The organism is Streptomyces sp. NBC_00076 (assembly GCF_045041235.1).
Classification (GTDB): domain Bacteria; phylum Actinomycetota; class Actinomycetes; order Streptomycetales; family Streptomycetaceae; genus Streptomyces.
Genome location: NZ_CP108242.1, coordinates 2387106 through 2404362, shown reverse-complemented (window position 1 = coordinate 2404362; position 17257 = coordinate 2387106). Strand labels below are relative to the sequence as shown.

General features: G+C 71.4%; 19 protein-coding genes and 1 riboswitch. Of the genes, 11 read left to right on the top strand and 8 right to left on the bottom strand.

All coding sequences use genetic code 11. From position 1 onward, the window contains the following. Nucleotides 1-26: 26 nt before the first annotated feature. A riboswitch (cobalamin riboswitch) is annotated at nt 27-159 on the bottom strand. Nucleotides 160-302: 143 nt separating this feature from the next. The 3 genes from OHA64_RS11010 to OHA64_RS11000 all read right to left on the bottom strand — a co-directional run bounded on the left by OHA64_RS11010 (nt 303) and on the right by OHA64_RS11000 (nt 2734). Next, nucleotides 303-524: a hypothetical protein gene (locus tag OHA64_RS11010; RefSeq protein WP_405611595.1), complete on the bottom strand. Its 222-nt coding sequence runs from the start codon at nt 522-524 to the stop codon at nt 303-305. Between the two features lie 43 nt (nt 525-567). After that, a complete protein-coding gene (locus OHA64_RS11005; RefSeq protein ID WP_405611592.1) occupies nt 568-1824 on the bottom strand; it encodes an anion permease in 1257 nt (418 codons plus the stop codon). A 163-nt stretch (nt 1825-1987) separates the two neighbouring features. After that, entirely contained in the window at nt 1988-2734 is a 747-nt protein-coding gene (locus tag OHA64_RS11000; RefSeq protein WP_405611589.1) for a lysozyme, read from the bottom strand. A gap of 195 nt (nt 2735-2929) precedes the next feature. On the opposite strand from OHA64_RS11000, the gene OHA64_RS10995 reads away from it, so the two are divergent. The 3 genes from OHA64_RS10995 (at nt 2930) to OHA64_RS10985 (ending at nt 6628) form a co-directional block, all read left to right on the top strand. Next, nucleotides 2930-3661: a class II aldolase/adducin family protein gene (locus tag OHA64_RS10995; RefSeq protein WP_405611586.1), complete on the top strand. Its 732-nt coding sequence runs from the start codon at nt 2930-2932 to the stop codon at nt 3659-3661. A 159-nt stretch (nt 3662-3820) separates the two neighbouring features. Next, nucleotides 3821-4960: an alpha/beta hydrolase gene (locus OHA64_RS10990; RefSeq protein WP_405611583.1), complete on the top strand. Its 1140-nt coding sequence runs from the start codon at nt 3821-3823 to the stop codon at nt 4958-4960. A gap of 243 nt (nt 4961-5203) precedes the next feature. After that, nucleotides 5204-6628: a hypothetical protein gene (locus OHA64_RS10985; RefSeq protein ID WP_405611580.1), complete on the top strand. Its 1425-nt coding sequence runs from the start codon at nt 5204-5206 to the stop codon at nt 6626-6628. Between the two features lie 12 nt (nt 6629-6640). Here the strand turns inward: OHA64_RS10985 and OHA64_RS10980 are convergent, their stop codons facing one another. Continuing rightward, on the bottom strand, nt 6641-7054 hold the full coding sequence (locus OHA64_RS10980) for a VOC family protein (RefSeq protein ID WP_405611577.1): 414 nt from the start codon (nt 7052-7054) through the stop codon (nt 6641-6643). 289 nt (nt 7055-7343) lie between these two features. Here OHA64_RS10980 and OHA64_RS10975 point away from each other — a divergent pair, with 289 nt between their 5' ends. From OHA64_RS10975 to OHA64_RS10965, 3 genes are all read left to right on the top strand, one after another. After that, nucleotides 7344-8942: an ABC-F family ATP-binding cassette domain-containing protein gene (locus OHA64_RS10975; protein ID WP_405611574.1), complete on the top strand. Its 1599-nt coding sequence runs from the start codon at nt 7344-7346 to the stop codon at nt 8940-8942. A gap of 351 nt (nt 8943-9293) precedes the next feature. Next, complete coding sequence (locus tag OHA64_RS10970) at nt 9294-9515, top strand: helix-turn-helix domain-containing protein (protein WP_004002281.1); 222 nt, start codon at nt 9294-9296, stop codon at nt 9513-9515. Between the two features lie 117 nt (nt 9516-9632). Beyond that, nucleotides 9633-10445, top strand: coding sequence for an enoyl-CoA hydratase/isomerase family protein (locus OHA64_RS10965; protein WP_405611571.1), 813 nt, complete (start codon nt 9633-9635; stop codon nt 10443-10445). A gap of 82 nt (nt 10446-10527) precedes the next feature. Here the strand turns inward: OHA64_RS10965 and OHA64_RS10960 are convergent, their stop codons facing one another. Next, nucleotides 10528-11250 carry a nucleopolyhedrovirus P10 family protein gene (locus OHA64_RS10960; RefSeq protein ID WP_405611568.1) on the bottom strand — a complete coding sequence of 241 codons (723 nt, stop codon included), beginning with the start codon at nt 11248-11250 and terminating at the stop codon, nt 10528-10530. 84 nt (nt 11251-11334) lie between these two features. Between OHA64_RS10960 and OHA64_RS10955 the strand changes: the two genes are divergently transcribed. Genes OHA64_RS10955 through amaP form a run of 5 tightly spaced genes read left to right on the top strand, consistent with a single transcriptional unit; the run spans nt 11335 to nt 13669 of the window. After that, nucleotides 11335-11814: an Asp23/Gls24 family envelope stress response protein gene (locus tag OHA64_RS10955; protein ID WP_405611565.1), complete on the top strand. Its 480-nt coding sequence runs from the start codon at nt 11335-11337 to the stop codon at nt 11812-11814. A gap of 34 nt (nt 11815-11848) precedes the next feature. Continuing rightward, nucleotides 11849-12043: a hypothetical protein gene (locus OHA64_RS10950; protein WP_405611562.1), complete on the top strand. Its 195-nt coding sequence runs from the start codon at nt 11849-11851 to the stop codon at nt 12041-12043. Then, nucleotides 12040-12423: an Asp23/Gls24 family envelope stress response protein gene (locus tag OHA64_RS10945; RefSeq protein ID WP_405611559.1), complete on the top strand. Its 384-nt coding sequence runs from the start codon at nt 12040-12042 to the stop codon at nt 12421-12423. The genes OHA64_RS10950 and OHA64_RS10945 overlap by 4 nt, the downstream gene beginning before the upstream one ends. After that, nucleotides 12420-13085 carry a DUF6286 domain-containing protein gene (locus tag OHA64_RS10940; protein WP_405611556.1) on the top strand — a complete coding sequence of 222 codons (666 nt, stop codon included), beginning with the start codon at nt 12420-12422 and terminating at the stop codon, nt 13083-13085. The genes OHA64_RS10945 and OHA64_RS10940 overlap by 4 nt, the downstream gene beginning before the upstream one ends. Before the next feature lie 5 nt (nt 13086-13090). Further along, a complete protein-coding gene (gene amaP / locus OHA64_RS10935) occupies nt 13091-13669 on the top strand; it encodes an alkaline shock response membrane anchor protein AmaP (protein ID WP_405611553.1) in 579 nt (192 codons plus the stop codon). A 13-nt stretch (nt 13670-13682) separates the two neighbouring features. Here amaP and OHA64_RS10930 read toward each other — a convergent pair whose 3' ends face one another. The 3 genes from OHA64_RS10930 to OHA64_RS10920 form a co-directional block, all read right to left on the bottom strand. Beyond that, nucleotides 13683-14438 carry an SDR family oxidoreductase gene (locus OHA64_RS10930; protein ID WP_405611550.1) on the bottom strand — a complete coding sequence of 252 codons (756 nt, stop codon included), beginning with the start codon at nt 14436-14438 and terminating at the stop codon, nt 13683-13685. A 5-nt stretch (nt 14439-14443) separates the two neighbouring features. Then, on the bottom strand, nt 14444-16231 hold the full coding sequence (locus OHA64_RS10925) for a glycoside hydrolase family 15 protein (protein ID WP_405611547.1): 1788 nt from the start codon (nt 16229-16231) through the stop codon (nt 14444-14446). A 168-nt stretch (nt 16232-16399) separates the two neighbouring features. Next, a complete protein-coding gene (locus OHA64_RS10920; RefSeq protein ID WP_405611544.1) occupies nt 16400-17197 on the bottom strand; it encodes an SURF1 family protein in 798 nt (265 codons plus the stop codon). Between the last annotated feature and the right edge of the window lie 60 nt (nt 17198-17257).

Below are 17257 nucleotides of genomic sequence, written 5' to 3'. Positions count from 1 at the left end.
CCTCACTCAGGGTGTCCACGCCCTGGTTCGACGAGACCGGCGGCGAGAGTTCCTGGCTCCCGGGGCTTTCTACCCCGGTGACAGTGGCGGGACCGCGCCGGACTCGCACCGGCTTCCTCTTCTGCCGCCGTACATGGCCCCGGCAGTCCACCACGCACTTGGAAGGGCCGTCAACTTGCCGTTGACCTGCGAAGGGAGAGTGTGCTGAGACCCACACGCGCGCGGTCACAGCCGTCACAAAAGACATGGGGTGCGGGACGGCGAACCGTCCCGCACCCCATGTGTCGTCCGGGTGTCGCAGGTCAGGCGACGATCAGTGAGATCCCGTAGGCCACCGCGGCCGCGCACGCCGCGAAGCACGCGTACGCGCCGGTGACCGCGAGGGCGGCGGAGTCGCCCTGGGCCGTGGCCCGTTCGCGGCGCGACAGGCCCATGATGCCGAGGGTGAACAGGGCCACGAGGGCCACGGTGACCACGAGGCTGACGCCGAAGACGGAGCCGAGGGCCGCCCAGTCGATCTTCATACTGCTTCTTCCTTCGTGCCGGTGGGTGCCTGGGTGACCGGGCTCAGACGGTGGTCGTGGCCGGCGGTGTCGCGGCGTCGGTGGCCGCGGCGGTCGGGGCCGGGATCGTGGCCGTGAGCTCCTCGGTGACGGTGCCCGCCGGGGGCGGGGTCACGGCGGCGATCGCTGCGGTCACCACACCGGCCGGCTCACCGGTCCCGCTGGGCTCGTTGACGTTGCTCGCGTCGACGACCTCGCGACGGGAGACCTTCCAGATGGCCGCGCTGGAAGCGATCAGGAAGACGGCGACGAGGGCCGTGCCGTAGTCCCCGAGCCCGGTCACGTACTCGGCGAGCGCGCCGACCAGGGCCGCGGCGGGCAGGGTCAGACCCCACGCCACGAACATCCGGGTCGCCGTCGACCAGCGGACGACGCCGCCCTTGCGGCCGAGGCCCGCGCCCATCACCGAACCGGAGACCGAGTGCGTGGTGGAGAGGGAGAAGCCGAGGTGGGAGGAGGCCAGGATGACCGTGGCCGCGCTGGTCTGGGCGGCGAAGCCCTGCTGCGGCTGAAGGTCGGTCAGGCCCTTGCCCATGGTGCGGATGATTCGCCAGCCGCCGAGGTAGGTGCCGAGCGCGATGGCCAGGCCCGCCGACAGGATGACCCAGGTGGGCGGGTCGGAGTCGGGGGCGACGGCACCGCCGGCGACCAGGGCCAGGGTGATGATGCCCATCGTCTTCTGCGCGTCGTTGGTGCCGTGGGCCAGGGAGACCAGGCCGGCGGAGGCGATCTGCCCGGCGCGGTAGCCCTTCTCGGCGGCCTTGCCGTCGGCCTTCCGGCCGAGGGAGTACGACAGGCGGGTGGCCAGCATCGCCGCGAGCCCCGCGACGATCGGGGCCGCGATCGCCGGGATCAGGACCTTGGTGACGAGCACGTCACCGTGGACGGCGCCCGTGCCCGCCGAGGCGATGGTGGCGCCGATCAGACCGCCCATGAGGGCGTGCGAGGAACTGGAGGGAAGACCCACCAGCCAGGTCAGCAGGTTCCAGAGGATCGCGCCGACCAGGGCGGCGAAGATGACCTCGGGACGTATTCCGCTCTCGTCGACGAGACCCTTGGAGATCGTGTTGGCGACCTCCACGGAGAGGAAGGCACCCACAAGGTTCAGCACGGCGGACATGGCCACCGCGACCTTGGGCTTCAGTGCGCCGGTCGAGATGGTCGTGGCCATCGCGTTGGCGGTGTCGTGGAAACCGTTCGTGAAATCGAACGCGAGTGCGGTTACGACCACAATCGCGAGGATCAGCGAGAAGTTTTCCATTTACCCAGGCAATCGTTCGAAGTCATTGGCCGGACGAACGTAAGTAACCTGAATGAACGGAAGATGAACTGAAGCAGGCCACACGGTGTCCGGGAGCGATGGTTATCGCACCGCCGGGTCCGGCCGAGTCCCACCGGACCCGTGCGGCCCAAGTGCCCCTTGGTTACGCGCCCCTGGCGAACTTTCTGAGCTCGTTCAGGGATCCGTTGAAGAGGTTCTGGTCCCCCGGCAGGCCGCCCCTGTTGGCGTATTGCCAGAGCGTCCAGAACGACCATCCCGTCGGCAGAGCTCCCGCGTCCGCGGAGTCGTAGCGGGCCACCCACAGGGCGTGGTTCGCGGCGAAGGCGCGGCTGCCGCCGGTGCAGGTGTTCCACCAGTGGGCGGTGGTGTAGATCACCGGACGGCGGCCCGTGAGCCGCTTCACCTCGCCGCTGAACGACTTGATCCAGCTGACCATCCCGGCCTTGCTCAGCCCGTAGCACTTGTGTCGCTTGTCGTACGGGTTGTACTCGATGTCGAGCGCGGGCGGCAGCGTCCAGCCGTCGGCGCTCCAGGTGCCGCCGTTGCGCACGAAGTACGCCGCCTGTGTCCTGCCCGACGACCTGTCCGGCAGTGCGAAATGGTACGCCCCGCGGATGATGCCGACGTCGCGGGCCCCGTTGTACTGCCGGTCGAAGGACGGGTTGCGATAGGTGTGGGACTCGGTCGCCTTGACGTACACGAACCTGGCGCCGTTCGTCCTTGCCTTCTGCCAGTCGACGTTCCTCTGGTGGGAAGAGACGTCGTGTCCCTTCGGTGGGTCCGCCGCCGAGGCCGGCGTCCCGGCGAGAGCGACGCCCCCTACGGCGAGCGCCGCCACGGACGCCACCAGGGCGCTCCGGCGGCGGAACGGTGTGCGATCACGGGCCATGTGTCCCCCGGGAATGGCGACGTACACGACAAATCACCCAGAGGCTACTGGAAGATCACCGAATACTCGGTGATCTCCGGCCAAGCGATCAAAGAGTCTTTATGTGGCGGTACGTGACCTTTCGGAAGGGTGGATTCCGGCCTAAAGTGCCCCCGCCCCACGGCGAGTTGACGCCGGGCCTGGCAGGATCGGCACATGGTCGAGGAGCAGCGGGACCCGCGGGGCGTACGAGGCGCGAGTGAGGGCGCACAGGATGTGCGGGAGCCGCGGGGGAGGAGTGTGCGCCCCGAGGAGGCGCATGCCTGGGAGGCGCTCGTCGCCACCGCCCGCCGGACGGTTTCCGACGGACTGGTCGTCGGCACCTCCGGCAACGTCTCCGTGCGCGTCGAGGACACCGTGCTGGTCACGCCGTCGGGCGTGCCCTACGACCGGCTCACGCCGACGGACGTCACCGGCGTCGACCTCGACGGCCGCCAGGTGCTCGGCACGCTCGTCCCCACCAGTGAGCTGCCCATGCATCTCGCGGTCTACCGCACCACCGACGCCCGGGCCGTGGTCCACACCCACGCCGTGCACGCCACGGCCGTCTCGACGCTCGTCTCCGAGCTCCCGGCGGTCCACTACATGACCGTCGCGCTCGGCGGGACCGTCCGGGTTGCCCCGTATGCGACGTACGGCACCGACGAGTTGGCCGAGAACATGCTCCACGCCCTCGTCGACCGCTCCGGCTGCCTCCTCCAGAACCACGGCACCCTCACCCACGGCGCCACCCTCGACCAGGCCTACGACCGCACGGCCCAGCTGGAGTGGATGTGCCGCCTGTGGCTGACGGCCTCCTCGGTCCCGGGGATGTCGCCGACGCTGCTGACCGAGGCACAGGTGACGGAGGCGGGGGAGCGGCTGCGGGGGTACGGACAGCGGGGTTGAGGCTGCGGGGGTGAGGCCGCAGGCCCGAGGCTTCGGGCGGCGTGTGGCCCGCGGGGTTGAGGCCACGGGTGGCATGGTCGCCTGGACGCCCGGCAAGAGCGGTCACTCCGAGCCGTCCTCCCGCTGGCCGGTGACGGGGTGGGCCTGGACACTGGACGGGTGCGCACTGTCAAAGCGACGGCCGCTGCCGTCACCGCAGTTCTCGCCGCCGGCGCGGCGAGCGTCGTCGTCGGCCGACTCGCCGGCGACGCCGCACTCAAGGCGCCGCCCGGCCTCCCCCTGCCCACGGATCCCCGGCTCACCGTGCACGCCACGGCTGCGGGCCGGATCACCGTCACCCGCGACCTGGCCGCCCTGCGCCCGGGAACGTACGGTCTCGTCGGAGACGGATCGCACGCGGTCGTCGGTCCCGTCCTCGGCACGGAGACCCGCTCCGCGGACACCGTCGTACGACGCCTGGAGCGCGTCACTCACGGCACGGTGAAGCCCGGCGACAAGGTCTGGCTCACCCCGAGCCTCCACGTCGGCGACCCGGCCACCGCGCTCGGCCTGGACCACACCGACATGGACGTCCCCGGCGAACTCGGCACCCTGCCCGCCTGGTTCGTGCCCGGGATCCGGGACACCTGGGTGATCGCCGTGCACGGTCTGGGCACCACCCGCGAACACCCCATGAACATCATGGAGTTCCTGCACCACCACCGCTTCCCGGTGCTGGCCCTCGCCTACCGCGGTGACCCGGGCGCCCCCCGCCGACCGGACGGGCTGAACCACTTCGGCGAGACCGAGTGGCACGACCTGGACGCGGCCATCCGGCACGCCGTGGCCCACGGCGCCCGCCGGGTCGTCCTGCACGGCTGGTCCACCGGCGCCACCATGGCGCTGCGCGCCGCCGCGCGCTCGGAACTGAGCGAACGCATCGCGGGCCTCGTGCTGGACTCCCCGGTGCTCAGTTGGCAGACGACGCTGCGCGCCCTGGCCGCCGCCCGCCACACCCCGGGCGTCCTGCTGCCGCTCGCGGTGCGCGCCGCACAGGGCCGCACCGGCATGTCCGCCGATCCCCTCGTCGGCGCCGACGCCGATGTCGCCGCGCCCGGCCGTGCCCTGGCACCGACCCTGATCTTCCACGGCCCCGACGACCGGGTGGCCCCCTGGGGTCCGTCCCGTCGCCTCGCCGCCGCCCACCCCGACCGCGTGGCCCTCCACACCGTGCGCCAGGCCCCGCACGCGGCCATGTGGAACGCCGACCCTGAGGCCTACGAAGAGGCACTGCGCCGCTTCCTGACCCCTCTGATGTGACACACCCGCCGCGATTCCCCCTCCTCGGCCGCCCCTCGGCCGGCTCTCTTCACCGCTGCTTCGCCCCTCGTCCCCTCGTCGCCGCGTCTCTCCCGACCCCGGTAGCAAAGATTCCGTTTAACGCCGTACCACTGGCCTGATCTCGGCCTGAGTCCATACACGAGGGCCCTGCTTCCGCCCTCGCCGCCGCCCGCGTTGGCATTCCGTTTGGGTTTTCGGACTGTCAACCGGAAGACTGCACCTGTGACGTCCCGTATCCCGCGCGACTCCAGGCTTCGACTCGTCCGCCCGCGACCCCTGGCCGCCGCCCCCCGAGCTGTGAACCAGCGGCGCCCGAGCCGCCCCGCACCCCGCCCGCCGGAGGGCACCCCCGCCCCCGCGGAACTGGCCAGAATGGCGCGCTCAGGTCTGGCCGCCGCGGCCCGCGTCGCGCGGTGGGCCGACGCCGCACTCCGCCCCGGCCGCGACGGAGCCAGCCCCGAGGGCAAGGGCACCCTCTCCGACGAGACCGCCGAACAGGCGGCGTCCGACCTGGGCCTGACCCCAATTCAGGTCCGGGCCGACTGGGACACCGCCCGCCTGGCCGGCCTCATCGAGGTGCACGGCGACAGCGCCCGCCCCGGCTGGCGGCTGCGCGCCTGGAACCGCGACGACAGTGCCGTACTGCGCGGCTGGGTCGCCCTCTTCGACGCCTGGTCGCTCGCCTTCCCCGAGCCCTCCGGTCACGAACCGTCCGCCGTGGCCGAGGTCGTCTCGGCCATGCCGCAGGTGCTCTCCTTTCTCCAGCTGTCCGCCGGTCCCGTCCCCGTGGAACAGCTCCTCGACCTCCTGGAGCAGCGGGTCACCGAGCTGCGCACGGAGCGCTGCGAGATTCCCTACGGCCCCCAGCCGGTACCGGCTCGCCCCGAACCGCCCCAGCCGCCCCCCGTCGCCGACGTCGCCCTCGCCCCTCTCGCGCCCCTTCTCGACTGGGCTCTGCGGGCCCTCGCCTCCGTCGGCGCGCTCACCTACGGCGACGGGCAGGCGACACTCACCCCGCTCGGCAGCTGGGCGGTCTGGGTCAAGCTGGAGCAGATCTGCGTGGCCGCGCAGAGCCCCGCCGGGAACATCGAGCAGGCAGCCGAGGGCATGCTGCGCGGCTGCGCCCAGCTTCGCCCCAACGCGGCCCGCGCCGAATACCGAGCCTGGCTCGCCGCCCGCCCCGTCGGCAACGCTGTCACCGAGCTGCTCGGCGCCGCCCGCGGCGAGGACGCCCTGCTGCGCGGCCTCGCCTTCGAGGCCCTGCGCGTCGTCGGCGCCCCCGCCGAGCACGATGTCCGCTCCGTGGCCGACGAGCCCACACTGCGCCCGTACGCCCTACTGTGGCTCGCCGAGCACGACGGCATAGACCCGGAGGACGCCCACGAGGTCCTCACCCGGGACGAGGCCACCTGGCTGTGGGTCGACACGGCCGCCGCCGTCGCCGATCACGGCGAGGCCCCGATGCTGGTACGGCATCTGGAGTCCGCGCTGCAACCGACCGTCCCCGCGCTCCTCGACGAGGTGCGTGCCGTCGGTCACCCGCGCACCGTGCAGGTGCTGGTCGCGCTCGCCGCCGCGCACCCCGACCCGGCCCTGGCCAAGGCCGTGCGTCGCGCCGCCTTCCAGGTGCACACGGGAGGCAGCTGAACCGCCCGGCCGTCAGCCTCCTGTGTCGGGCGCGTACGTGCCGAAGCTCCACACATTGCCCTCGACGTCCCGGGCCATGTAGTCCCGTGAGCCGTAGTCCTGGTCCGTCGGGGGCATGATGATCTCCGTGCCGTGGTCCACGGCACGCCGGTGGTGTGCGTCCACGTCGTCCACGACGACGTAGACCCCTGTGGTGCCCGAGTCCTTCATCGCCGCGTCGAAGAGGCCGCCGCGGCCCTTCGAGCCGACCATGACCGCGCCGTTGCCCTGCGCCAGCTCGGCGTGCAGCACCGAGCCGTCCTCGCCCTCGTACACCGACAGTTCGGTGAAGCCCAGGGCCTCCGTCAGCTGCCGGATCGCCGCTTTCGCGTCCGCGTAGAGCAGGGTCGGGTAGATGCTCGGACGCCCGCCGCTCGTACCTGCCATCCCGATCACTCCCTTGTGACCACATGTCGGAAATTCCGTCCGCTGTCCAGTCTCGCAGCGACCACTGACAACGCCTCACGAGAGCACTGACGACGCCTCACCAAAGGCGGCGACGTCCCACCGCCGAGGACGCGACGGCCCGCCCGAGTACGTCGCTCGAACACCTGAACGCAGAAAAAGTGGTTGCACGACCCCGTTAGACTGGCCTCATGGCCATTCTCCTCGCGCATTAGACGGCGGGAACGTCCTCAGCCGCCCATCCTGCCCCCATCCGCCCTGGAGTCTGTCCGTGATCTCCGCCTCCGGTATCGAGTTGCGCGCCGGTGCGCGCGTCCTCATCGAGTCCGCCACCTTCCGTGTCGCCAAGGGCGACCGCATCGGCCTGGTCGGCCGCAACGGCGCCGGCAAGACCACCCTCACCAAGTGCCTGGCCGGCGAGGGCACCCCCGCCGCCGGCACCATCACCCGCTCCGGCGAGGTCGGCTACCTCCCCCAGGACCCCCGCACCGGCGACCTCGACATCCTCGCCCGTGACCGCGTCCTGTCCGCGCGCGGCCTCGACGTGCTGATCCGCAAGATGCGCGAGAACGAGCAGCGCATCGCGGTCGGCCAGGGCGCCACCCGCGAGAAGGCGCTGAGGCAGTACGAGCGCCAGGAGACGGAGTTCCTCACCAAGGGCGGGTACGCCGCCGAGGCCGAGGCCGCCACCATCGCCGCCGCGCTCAACCTGCCCGACCGGGTGCTCGGCCAGCCGCTGCACACGCTCTCCGGCGGTCAGCGCCGTCGTATCGAACTGGCCCGGATCCTCTTCTCCGACGCGGACACGCTGCTGCTCGACGAGCCGACGAACCACCTGGACGCCGACTCGATCGTCTGGCTGCGCGACTACCTCAAGACCTACCGCGGCGGCTTCATCGTGATCTCCCACGACGTGGACCTGGTCGAGACGGTCGTCAACAAGGTCTTCTACCTGGATGCCAACCGCTCCCAGATCGACGTCTACAACATGGGCTGGAGGCTCTACCAGCAGCAGCGCGAGGCGGACGAGAAGCGGCGCAAGCGCGAGCGGCAGAACGCCGAGAAGAAGGCATCCGCCCTCCACTCGCAGGCCGACAAGATGCGCGCCAAGGCCACCAAGACCGTCGCCGCGCAGAACATGGCCCGCCGCGCCGACAAGCTGCTCGCCGGTCTCGAGGCCGAGCGGAAGTCCGACAAGGTCGCCAAGCTGCGCTTCCCGGAGCCGTCCCCGTGCGGCAAGACCCCGCTGATGGCCGAGGGACTGTCCAAGTCGTACGGCTCGCTGGAGATCTTCACCGACGTCGACCTGGCCATCGACAAGGGCTCCCGCGTCGTCATCCTGGGCCTGAACGGCGCGGGCAAGACGACCCTGCTCCGGCTCCTCGGTGGCGCCGAGAAGCCCGACACCGGACAGGTCATCGAGGGCCACGGCCTCAAGCTCGGCTACTACGCCCAGGAGCACGAGACCCTGGACCCGGAGCGGACGGTCCTGGAGAACATGCGCTCCGCCGCCCCCGACCTGGACCTCGTCGCGGTCCGCAAGACGCTCGGCTCGTTCCTGTTCTCCGGCGACGACGTCGACAAGCCGGCCGGGGTCCTCTCCGGCGGTGAGAAGACCCGTCTGGCGCTGGCGACCCTCGTGGTGTCGTCGGCGAACGTGCTGCTGCTGGACGAGCCGACGAACAACCTCGACCCGGCCAGCCGTGAGGAGATCCTCGGCGCGCTGCGCACCTACAAGGGCGCGGTCGTGCTGGTCACCCACGACGAGGGCGCCGTCGAGGCGCTCCAGCCGGAGCGGATCATCCTGCTGCCCGACGGTGTCGAGGACCTCTGGGGTGCCGACTACGCGGACCTCGTCGCCCTCGCCTGACGGTCGGCACGCTTGATCGAAGGCGTGATCCACTGCGTATGGATCATTCGGCCGATCCGTGATCCATCATCTGTGTGAGATCTCCTCGTACCGAAGTGTGTCCTACACCGATTTCCCGGCCGAGTCCTTTATCGACAAGGGCTCGGCCGTCGCACGTCTGTGACCTGGCACTTCGTGAAAGAACCCGTTCGGCGGTACGAACGCCAAGTCCTGGAATCGCGGCTTCCGTATGTGGGGACGTGCTCCTGTCGTCAAAACCATGTCTCACGGACCTTGCCGAATGGGTGGCCATGAAGCGCCGGAGGGGTGATCATGAGGAGACCAGAGCGCACTTCCCATGAGGAGGACCGGGTGGCCGAGACTCTGAAGAAGGGCAGCCGGGTAACCGGCGCCGCGCGCGACAAGCTCGCGGCAGACCTGAAGAAGAAGTACGACTCCGGTGCGAGCATTCGGGCACTGGCCGAGGAAACCGGCCGCTCGTATGGCTTCGTACACCGGATGCTCAGCGAATCGGGCGTCACGCTCCGTGGGCGTGGCGGGGCGACGCGGGGCAAGAAGGCCGCGTCGTCCTGAACCCGGGCGGCCCATCGGCTTCGATGGTGGCCACCCGGTCGGTCGGTTGACCGACCGGGTGGTTACTGTGCAGTCACTTAGCATCGCTCTGTTGACCGCACTCACCGGAGGTGCCGCATGGCTTCGCCCGATCAGGACGTCGTTCCCGACGTTCCCGCATTCGACAAGGACGGCGTACAGCTCACCGTCGACGACGCGATCGCGACGGTGACGCTGACCAACCCGGCCAAGCGCAACGCCCAAAGCCCCGCTCTGTGGCGGGCGTTGGCCGAAGCCGGGCGGCTCTTGCCGGGGTCGGTCCGTGTCGTTGTGCTGCGTGCCGAGGGCAAGTCCTTCTCCGCCGGACTCGACCGGCAGGCGTTCACGCCCGAGGGCTTCGACGGCGAGCCGTCGTTCGTCGACCTCGCACGGGGTGGTGACGCCGAGCTGGACGCGACCATCGCCGAGTACCAGGAAGGTTTCACCTGGTGGCGACGGAGCGACATCGTGTCCATCGCCGCGGTGCAGGGGCATGCCATCGGGGCGGGCTTCCAGCTCGCGCTCGCCTGTGACCTGCGCGTCGTCGCGGACGACGTGCAGTTCGCCATGCGCGAGACCAGCCTCGGCCTCGTGCCGGACCTGACCGGTACGCATCCGCTGGTGGGACTGGTCGGCTATGCCCGCGCGCTGGAGATCTGCGCGACCGGGCGGTTCGTGCACGCCGAGGAGGCCGTGAGCACGGGCCTGGCGAATGTCGCCGTGCCCGCGGACCAACTGGCGGAAGCGGTACGGGACCTCGCCTCGGCGATCCTCGCCGCCCCCAGGGACGCGGTGATCGAGACGAAGGCACTGCTGCGCGGGGCATCGGACCGGGACTACGAGGAGCAGCGCACCGCGGAGCGGGCCGCGCAGGCCCGACGGCTGCGGGACCTGGCCGGCGTGGGCGAATAGCCCTTCGAAGGCCACCGGTCCTTCGACAGCCACCGATCCTTCCGCCCGCGTCGGCGAGTACACCCCTCGACGGCCCCTGTCCTCACCGGACCGTGGTCACCAGCACCGCCACCGTCGGGTGATCCGGCAACGCCTGCCCCACCCTCGCGCGGACCTCCCGGGCCACGTCCAGTGCCCGGTGGTGGTCCGCGCGAACCGCCAGTTCCACACGGACATGGCGGCGAGGCAGGGCGGCGGCCGTCTCCCTCGGCCGTTCCTCGACGTGCACCGGGCGCCCCAGCGTGCCGGTGAGATGGGCCACGCCCGGAACGGACAGGGCCGCGTCGGCCGCGTGGCCCTCGTCGTCGTCCCCGCTCGACACGGCGGGGGCAGGCTCCGGCGGTACGGGAAGAGGCTCCGGCTCGTCGTCCGCCGCATCGATCAGATCCGTCACCCGCAGGTCCACCTCCGCCACCGCCAGACCGAGTCCCTCCGCCGCGGCCACCAGCACCGCCCGCAGCCGCGCTCCGACGGTCGGCAGCGGTTCGTTCGCCGTGGCGGCGAACTCGGCCGTGGCCCGCAGCGGGCCCGGCGGCAGGGCGCTGGGCGGCGGCGGTACGGCGGACTCGTGACCGACCTCCGGGTCCGCGAGCCCGATCCGCACGGCGCCCAGCCGCACGTCCCTCATGCTCTCGGCCGCGCGCCGTAGCACCGCGTCGGCCGCCGCCTCCGAGATCCACGCGCCGTCCCGCGCGTCCCCCAAGGGCAGCAACCTGCCCAGCCCCAGCTGATGCCGTACGGTCTGCGTCCACCGGTCCACTGTCATTGCCCCAGCCTGCCGCATCCCTGGCGCGCGATCGCGCAACCCCACTTACGGTGGTCAAAGGACGATCGGAAGGGACGTACGGCGATGAGTGACATCACGGAGCCGAACCGGACGCAGACCTCCGAGGGCGAGACGCCGGTACAGACCCGCAAGACCGTGCGGCGAGGCGGCGGGGACCCGGCCAATCGGGGCCGGACCTCCATCGCCGACGGAGTGGTGGAGAAGATCGCCGGGCTCGCAGCCCGGGACGTCCTCGGCGTGCACGCGATGGGCAGCGGACTGAGCCGCACCTTCGGTGCCGTACGGGACCGGGTGCCCGGCGGGTCCAAGGCCGCGACACGCGGGGTGAAGGTCGAGGTCGGCGAGGTGCAGACCGCGCTCGACCTGGAGATCGTCGTCGACTACGGCGTATCGATCGCGGACGTGGCCAAGGCGGTACGCGAGAACGTCATCGCGGCGGTGGAACGGATGACCAGTCTTGAGGTCGTCGAGGTCAACATCGCGGTGAGTGACGTGAAGCTGCCGGAGGAAGAGGACGAGGAGCCGGAGACCCGACTCCAGTGACGCACCGACGACCGACAATCGAAACGGAGTCGCCATGAGCATGGCCGTGGTCGGCATGATCGCCGGCATGGCGCTGGGCTTCGCCGGATACTTCGGCGGGTTCGGCGCCTTCGTGCTGGTCGCCGCCCTGGGCGCCATCGGATTCGTCGTCGGCCGGTTCCTGGAGGGGGACCTGGACCTCGGCGATTTCTTCCGTACCCGTGACGACCGCCGCGACCGGCCCAGATGACGTCCGTGACCGGTGGGGCCGGTGAGCTCCGAAAACCTCCGGACGTCGTTCCGCCGGGGGAGCGGGGTGCGACCCGGATCGCCGACCGGGTCGTCGCGAAGGTCGCCGGACAGGCGGCGCGAGAGGTCCTCGGCGAACTGCCCGACGCCGCCTCGCCCCCGCACGCCTCCGTCGTCGTCCACCACGGGGCCGCGCGGGTCCGCGTGCACCTGGAACTCGACTATCCCTGCGACATCGGCGCCCGATGCGGTTCGGTGCGTCGACACGTCGTCGAGCGGGTAGGCGCGTTGGTGGGCATGGAAGTGCCGGAGGTCGCCGTTCAGGTGGAGCGGCTGCACCCGGCGACGGCGTACGGCACGGCACAGGGGAGGACGCGATGAGCGAGCCCCAGAGTTCCGAGGGCACCACACAACGACTGCCGGTCATCGAGAAGCCGGCCGATACCGGCGGGGAGTACGAGGCTCCACCCGTACCGGCCGCCGAGACGGACGAGGCGCGCGGTAGCGGCCGCTTCTGGTCGGCGCGCCGCGTCCCGGCGGGGATCGTGGCGCTGCTGCTCCTGGTCGTCGCGGGCGCCTTCCTGTACGACGTCGCCGCCGTACGGGCCGGCCGGGACGCCATGGCCTGGCGCCGGAACCTCGCCGAGCAGCTCGCCGAGCGTCCCCTGGACGACATCTGGGTGCTCGTCGGCGCGGGCGTCGCCGCCGCCCTCGGCCTGTGGCTGATCGTGCTGGCGGTCACCCCCGGCCTGCGTGCCGTGCTCCCGATGCGGCGCCCCCACACCGACGTCCGCGCGGGACTGCACCGCGATGCGGCGGCGATGGTGCTCCGCGACCGGGCCATGGAGGTCGCCGGCGTGCAGTCGGCACGGGTGCGGGTGAAACGCGCCCGGGCCGACGTCCGCGCGGTCTCCCACTTCCGTGAGCTGGACGACGTACGCGCCGACCTGGACGCCACGCTCACCGAGGCGATCCGTGGACTGGGAGCGGCCCGCCCGCCCGCGCTGTCGGTGCATGTGGCACGACCCGGACGGAAGGGGTGAGGGCGGTGCTCAGGATCGTCAACCGCGTACTGCTCGGAGTCGTCGGCCTTGTCCTGGTCGTCCTCGGCGGCTCCGTGCTCGCCATCGGACTGGGCGTCTCGGCCCCCTCCTGGTGGATCCACGACAGCCGACATGACGTGCTGCTCTCCGACGCCGAGCGGACGCGCTGGCGGGAGTCCGACTGGTGGTGGCCGACCGTCCTGGCGGTGCTCGCCGTCCTCGTCCTGCTCGCTCTGTGGTGGCTGACGGCGGTACTGCGCCGACGCCGTCTCACCCAGGTTCTCGTGGACACCGGCGACGGTGCGGGCGCGCTGCTGCGGGGTCGCGCACTGGAGGGCGTACTGGCAGGCCAGGCGGGTGAGTTGGAAGGCGTGGCGCGCGCCCACACGCACCTCACCGGCCGCCCGACCGCCCCCGAGGCCCGCGTACGGCTGCAACTGGAACCGCACGTGGATCCGGGAACGGCCCTGCACGACTTCACCGAGGGCGCGCTCACCCGCGCCCGGAACTCGGCGGGCCTGGCGTCACTGCCGACGGAGGTCCGGCTCAGCGGGGTCAAGCACCGCCCGGAAAGGGTCGGTTGACCCGCCGTTCCGCTCAGAACCCGTGCCGCATGCCGCCGTCCACCGGCACCATGACGCCCGTCAGGTAGGAGGCCGCCGGCGACAGCAGGAACGCGGCCGTCCGCCCGAACTCCTCGGGCCTCCCGTACCGCCGCAACGGAATCCGCGACTCGTTGGCCGCCCGGGTGGCCTCCGGATCCGCGGACAACCCGTCCAGCTCACGCACCCGGTCCGTGTCGATACGAGCCGGCAGCAGGCCCACCACCCGGATGTTCCGCGGCCCCAGCTCGTCGGCCAGTGACTTCGCGAAGCCGGCCAGCCCCGGCCGCAGCCCGTTGGAGATCGTCAGCCCGGGAATCGGCTCGTGCACCGACCCGGACAGCACGAACCCGATGACACCACCGGCCTCCAGCTCGGCCGCAGCCGCCCGCGCGAGCCGCACCGCCCCCAGGAACACCGACTCGAACGCCGTCTGCCACTGCTCGTCCGTGTTGTCGGCGACGAACCCCGGCGCCGGCCCTCCGACGCTGACGAGAACACCGTCGAACCCGCCGAAGTGCTCCCGCGCCGCCGCGATCAGCCGCTCCGCGGCCGCCGGCTCGGCGTTGTCCGCGACGACCCCCACCGCGTTCGGCCCCAGCGCGGCGGCCGCCTCGGCGACACCCTTCTCCTCCCGCCCCGTGACGACCACCTTCGCCCCGTCGGCGACGAGTTCGCGCGCGGCGGCGTTGCCGAGACCGCGGGTGGCTCCGGTGACGACGTACACCCGGTCCTTCAGTCCAAGATCCATGGCCCCTATCCTGCCCCTTCGCCCCCGAACAGGGCGAGGGCGGTGTTGACCAGGCCGATGTGGCTGAACGCCTGCGGAACGTTGCCGAGCTGGACGCCCGCCACGGGGTCGTACTCCTCGGACAGCAGGCCCACGTCGTTGCCGAGCCCGACCAGTCGTTCGAACAGCTCCCGGGCCTCCTTCGTGCGGCCCGTCATGTGCAGGGCGTCCGCCAGCCAGAACGAGCACGCCAGGAACGTGCCCTCGTCTCCCGGCAGCCCGTCGACACCGTTCTCCCCGACGCTGTAACGGCGCAGGAAGCCGCCGTGGCCCAGGTCCTCGCGGATCGCGTCGATGGTGCCGATCACGCGCGGGTCGTCGGGCGGCAGGAAGCCGACGCGCGGGATCAGCAGCAGCGCCGCGTCGAGTTCGCGCGAGCCGTAGGACTGGGTGAAGGTGTTCCGCTCCGGGTCGAAGCCCTTCTCGCACACCTCCCGGTGCACCTCGTCGCGCATCGCGCGCCAGTCGTCGAGATCGCCGTGCAGCTCCGGGTTCGACTCCAGGGCGCGCACGGCACGGTCGGCGGCCACCCACACCATCACCTTCGAGTGGACGAACTGGCGGCGGCCCCCGCGCACCTCCCACAGCCCCTCGTCCGGTTGCCGCCAGGCCGACCCCAGGAACGTCATCAGGGCGCGCTGCAGTGCCCACATGTCGCTGGTGGCGGGCAGGTCGGCCGCCCGCGCCAGCGACAGCGAGTCCATGACCTCGCCGTACACGTCCAGCTGGAGCTGGTCGACGGCTCCGTTCCCGATCCTGACGGGCCTGGAGCCGGCGAAGCCGGACAGATACGGCAGCTCGAACTCGGGCAGCCGCCGCTCACCCGCCAGGCCGTACATGATCTGCAGGTCCGCCGGATCGCCGGCGACCGCGCGCAGCAGCCAGTTCCGCCAGGCCTCGGCCTCCTCGTGGTAGCCGCAGGACAGCAGGACGCCCAGGGTGAGGGTGGAGTCCCGCAGCCAGCAGTAGCGGTAGTCCCAGTTGCGCACCCCGCTGACCTCCTCGGGCAGCGAGGTGGTCGCCGCGGCCACGATGCCGCCGGTCGGCGCGTAGGTGAGGGCCTTGAGGGTGATCAGCGAGCGGACCACGGCGTCCCGGTACGGGCCGTCGTAGCGGCAGCGGGACGCCCACGCCCGCCAGTCGGCGACGCTGCTCTCCAGCGCCTCGTACGGATCGACGAGCGGGGGGCGCGGCTCGTGCGAGGGATGCCAGGTGAGGACGAACGCCACCTTCTCGCCCTCGGCGACCGTGAACTCGGAGTGCGTGCCGAAGTCCTCGCCCCAGGTGTGCACCTCCGGTTCGCTGCGCAGCCACGCCGAGTCGGGCCCCGCGACGGCCACCCGATGGCCGTCCGACCGGCGCACCCACGGCATGACCGTGCCGTAGTCGAAGCGCAGCCGCAGGGTGCTGCGCACGGTGACCCGGCCGCTGAGACCTTCCACGACGCGTACGAGGTCGGGGGCGCGCTCCCGCTGCGGCATCAGGTCGGTGACCCGCACGTTGCCCTGGTCGGTCTCCCACTCGGTGTCGAGGACAAGGGTGTCGGGGCGGTAGGCGCGCCGGGCGCAGCGGCCTGTGCTGCCCTTGGGAGCGATCCGCCAGTGGCCGTTGTCCTCGTCGCCGAGGAGCCTGGCGAAGCAGGCGGCCGAGTCGAAGCGGGGCAGACAGAGCCAGTCGACAGAACCGTCCAGGCCGACCAGGGCGGCCGTCTGTTCGTCGCCGATGATGGCGTAGTCCTCGATGCGGGGGTGCACGCAGTGCGGGTTCCCGTCCCCCGGGCGCACCAATCCGGGGCGGGACCGGGCGGGTGACATGACGTGTGGGGCGGGTGGTGGCGGGTGGAGTGGTGATGGGGGTGGGGCGCGCGGGCGACTACGCCGCCGGGTCGCGCGGGCGACTACACCGACCAGTCGTGAAGGCGACTACACCGCCGCCGGTTCCGTCTCCTCCGTGGCCTGCTCCTCGGCCGCCGCCTCTCGCCGGTCGCGCAGCTCGCGCCGGACCAGGACCACCCAGCCGACCGGGACGCCCGCGGCGAACAGCCACCACTGGATGGCGTAGGCGTAGTTCAGTGCCGCGTCCTCGTTGCCGGGCCTGCCGACCAGCTCCGGGACGTCGCCCTTCGGCTCCGGAGCCGTCTGCGCGATGTAGCCGCCGAGCACCTCCGCGCCGAGGCGGCGGGCCTCCTGCGCGCTGTTGATCAGCATGATCTGCCGGTCGGGCAGTCCTTTGACGTTCTTGATGCCGCTCGCCGCGGTCGTCTCGTCGGGCATCAGCCGCCCGGTGACGGTGGTCTCCCCGCGGGCCGGTGCGGGGATCTTGGGGAACGCGGTCTGGCTCGGTCCGTCGGCGGGGATCCAGCCCCGGTTGACCAGCAGGACCTTGCCGTCGTCGAGGACGAACGGGGTCAGGACGTGGTAGCCGACCTCGTCGTCGGAGTTGGTGCGGCGGCGCACGACGACCTCGTCATCGGTGTCGAAACGGCCCTTCGCGGTCACGTTGTGGTAGCGCTCGTCGGTGGTGATGACGTGTCCGGGCGAGGTCAGCTTCTCCACCGGTACCGGCTCGGCGGACAGTGCGTTCGAGACCAGCTGGTTGCGGGCCGTGCGCTCCTCGTAGCGGTGCATCTGCCAGATGCCCAGCCTGATCATCGTGGGGATGAGGAGGAGGGCGACCAGCGTGAGGATCACCCACTGCCGGGACAGAAGGAAGCGGTACACCCCACGACCGTACAACTCGGTCGTGGGGTGCATCGCGGTGGGGGCCGCTTCGTACCGTCC

What these genes read in the sequence shown, in the direction of transcription:
- OHA64_RS11010 (WP_405611595.1), bottom strand. Translation starts at nt 524, where the DNA reads ATGAAGATCGACTGGGCGGCCCTCGGCTCCGTCTTCGGCGTCAGCCTC.
- OHA64_RS11005 (WP_405611592.1), bottom strand. Translation starts at nt 1,824, where the DNA reads ATGGAAAACTTCTCGCTGATCCTCGCGATTGTGGTCGTAACCGCACTC.
- OHA64_RS11000 (WP_405611589.1), bottom strand. Translation starts at nt 2,734, where the DNA reads ATGGCCCGTGATCGCACACCGTTCCGCCGCCGGAGCGCCCTGGTGGCG.
- OHA64_RS10995 (WP_405611586.1), top strand. Translation starts at nt 2,930, where the DNA reads ATGGTCGAGGAGCAGCGGGACCCGCGGGGCGTACGAGGCGCGAGTGAG.
- OHA64_RS10980 (WP_405611577.1), bottom strand. Translation starts at nt 7,054, where the DNA reads ATGGCAGGTACGAGCGGCGGGCGTCCGAGCATCTACCCGACCCTGCTC.
- OHA64_RS10965 (WP_405611571.1), top strand. Translation starts at nt 9,633, where the DNA reads ATGGCTTCGCCCGATCAGGACGTCGTTCCCGACGTTCCCGCATTCGAC.
- OHA64_RS10960 (WP_405611568.1), bottom strand. Translation starts at nt 11,250, where the DNA reads ATGACAGTGGACCGGTGGACGCAGACCGTACGGCATCAGCTGGGGCTG.
- OHA64_RS10955 (WP_405611565.1), top strand. Translation starts at nt 11,335, where the DNA reads ATGAGTGACATCACGGAGCCGAACCGGACGCAGACCTCCGAGGGCGAG.
- OHA64_RS10950 (WP_405611562.1), top strand. Translation starts at nt 11,849, where the DNA reads ATGAGCATGGCCGTGGTCGGCATGATCGCCGGCATGGCGCTGGGCTTC.
- OHA64_RS10945 (WP_405611559.1), top strand. Translation starts at nt 12,040, where the DNA reads ATGACGTCCGTGACCGGTGGGGCCGGTGAGCTCCGAAAACCTCCGGAC.
- OHA64_RS10940 (WP_405611556.1), top strand. Translation starts at nt 12,420, where the DNA reads ATGAGCGAGCCCCAGAGTTCCGAGGGCACCACACAACGACTGCCGGTC.
- OHA64_RS10930 (WP_405611550.1), bottom strand. Translation starts at nt 14,438, where the DNA reads ATGGATCTTGGACTGAAGGACCGGGTGTACGTCGTCACCGGAGCCACC.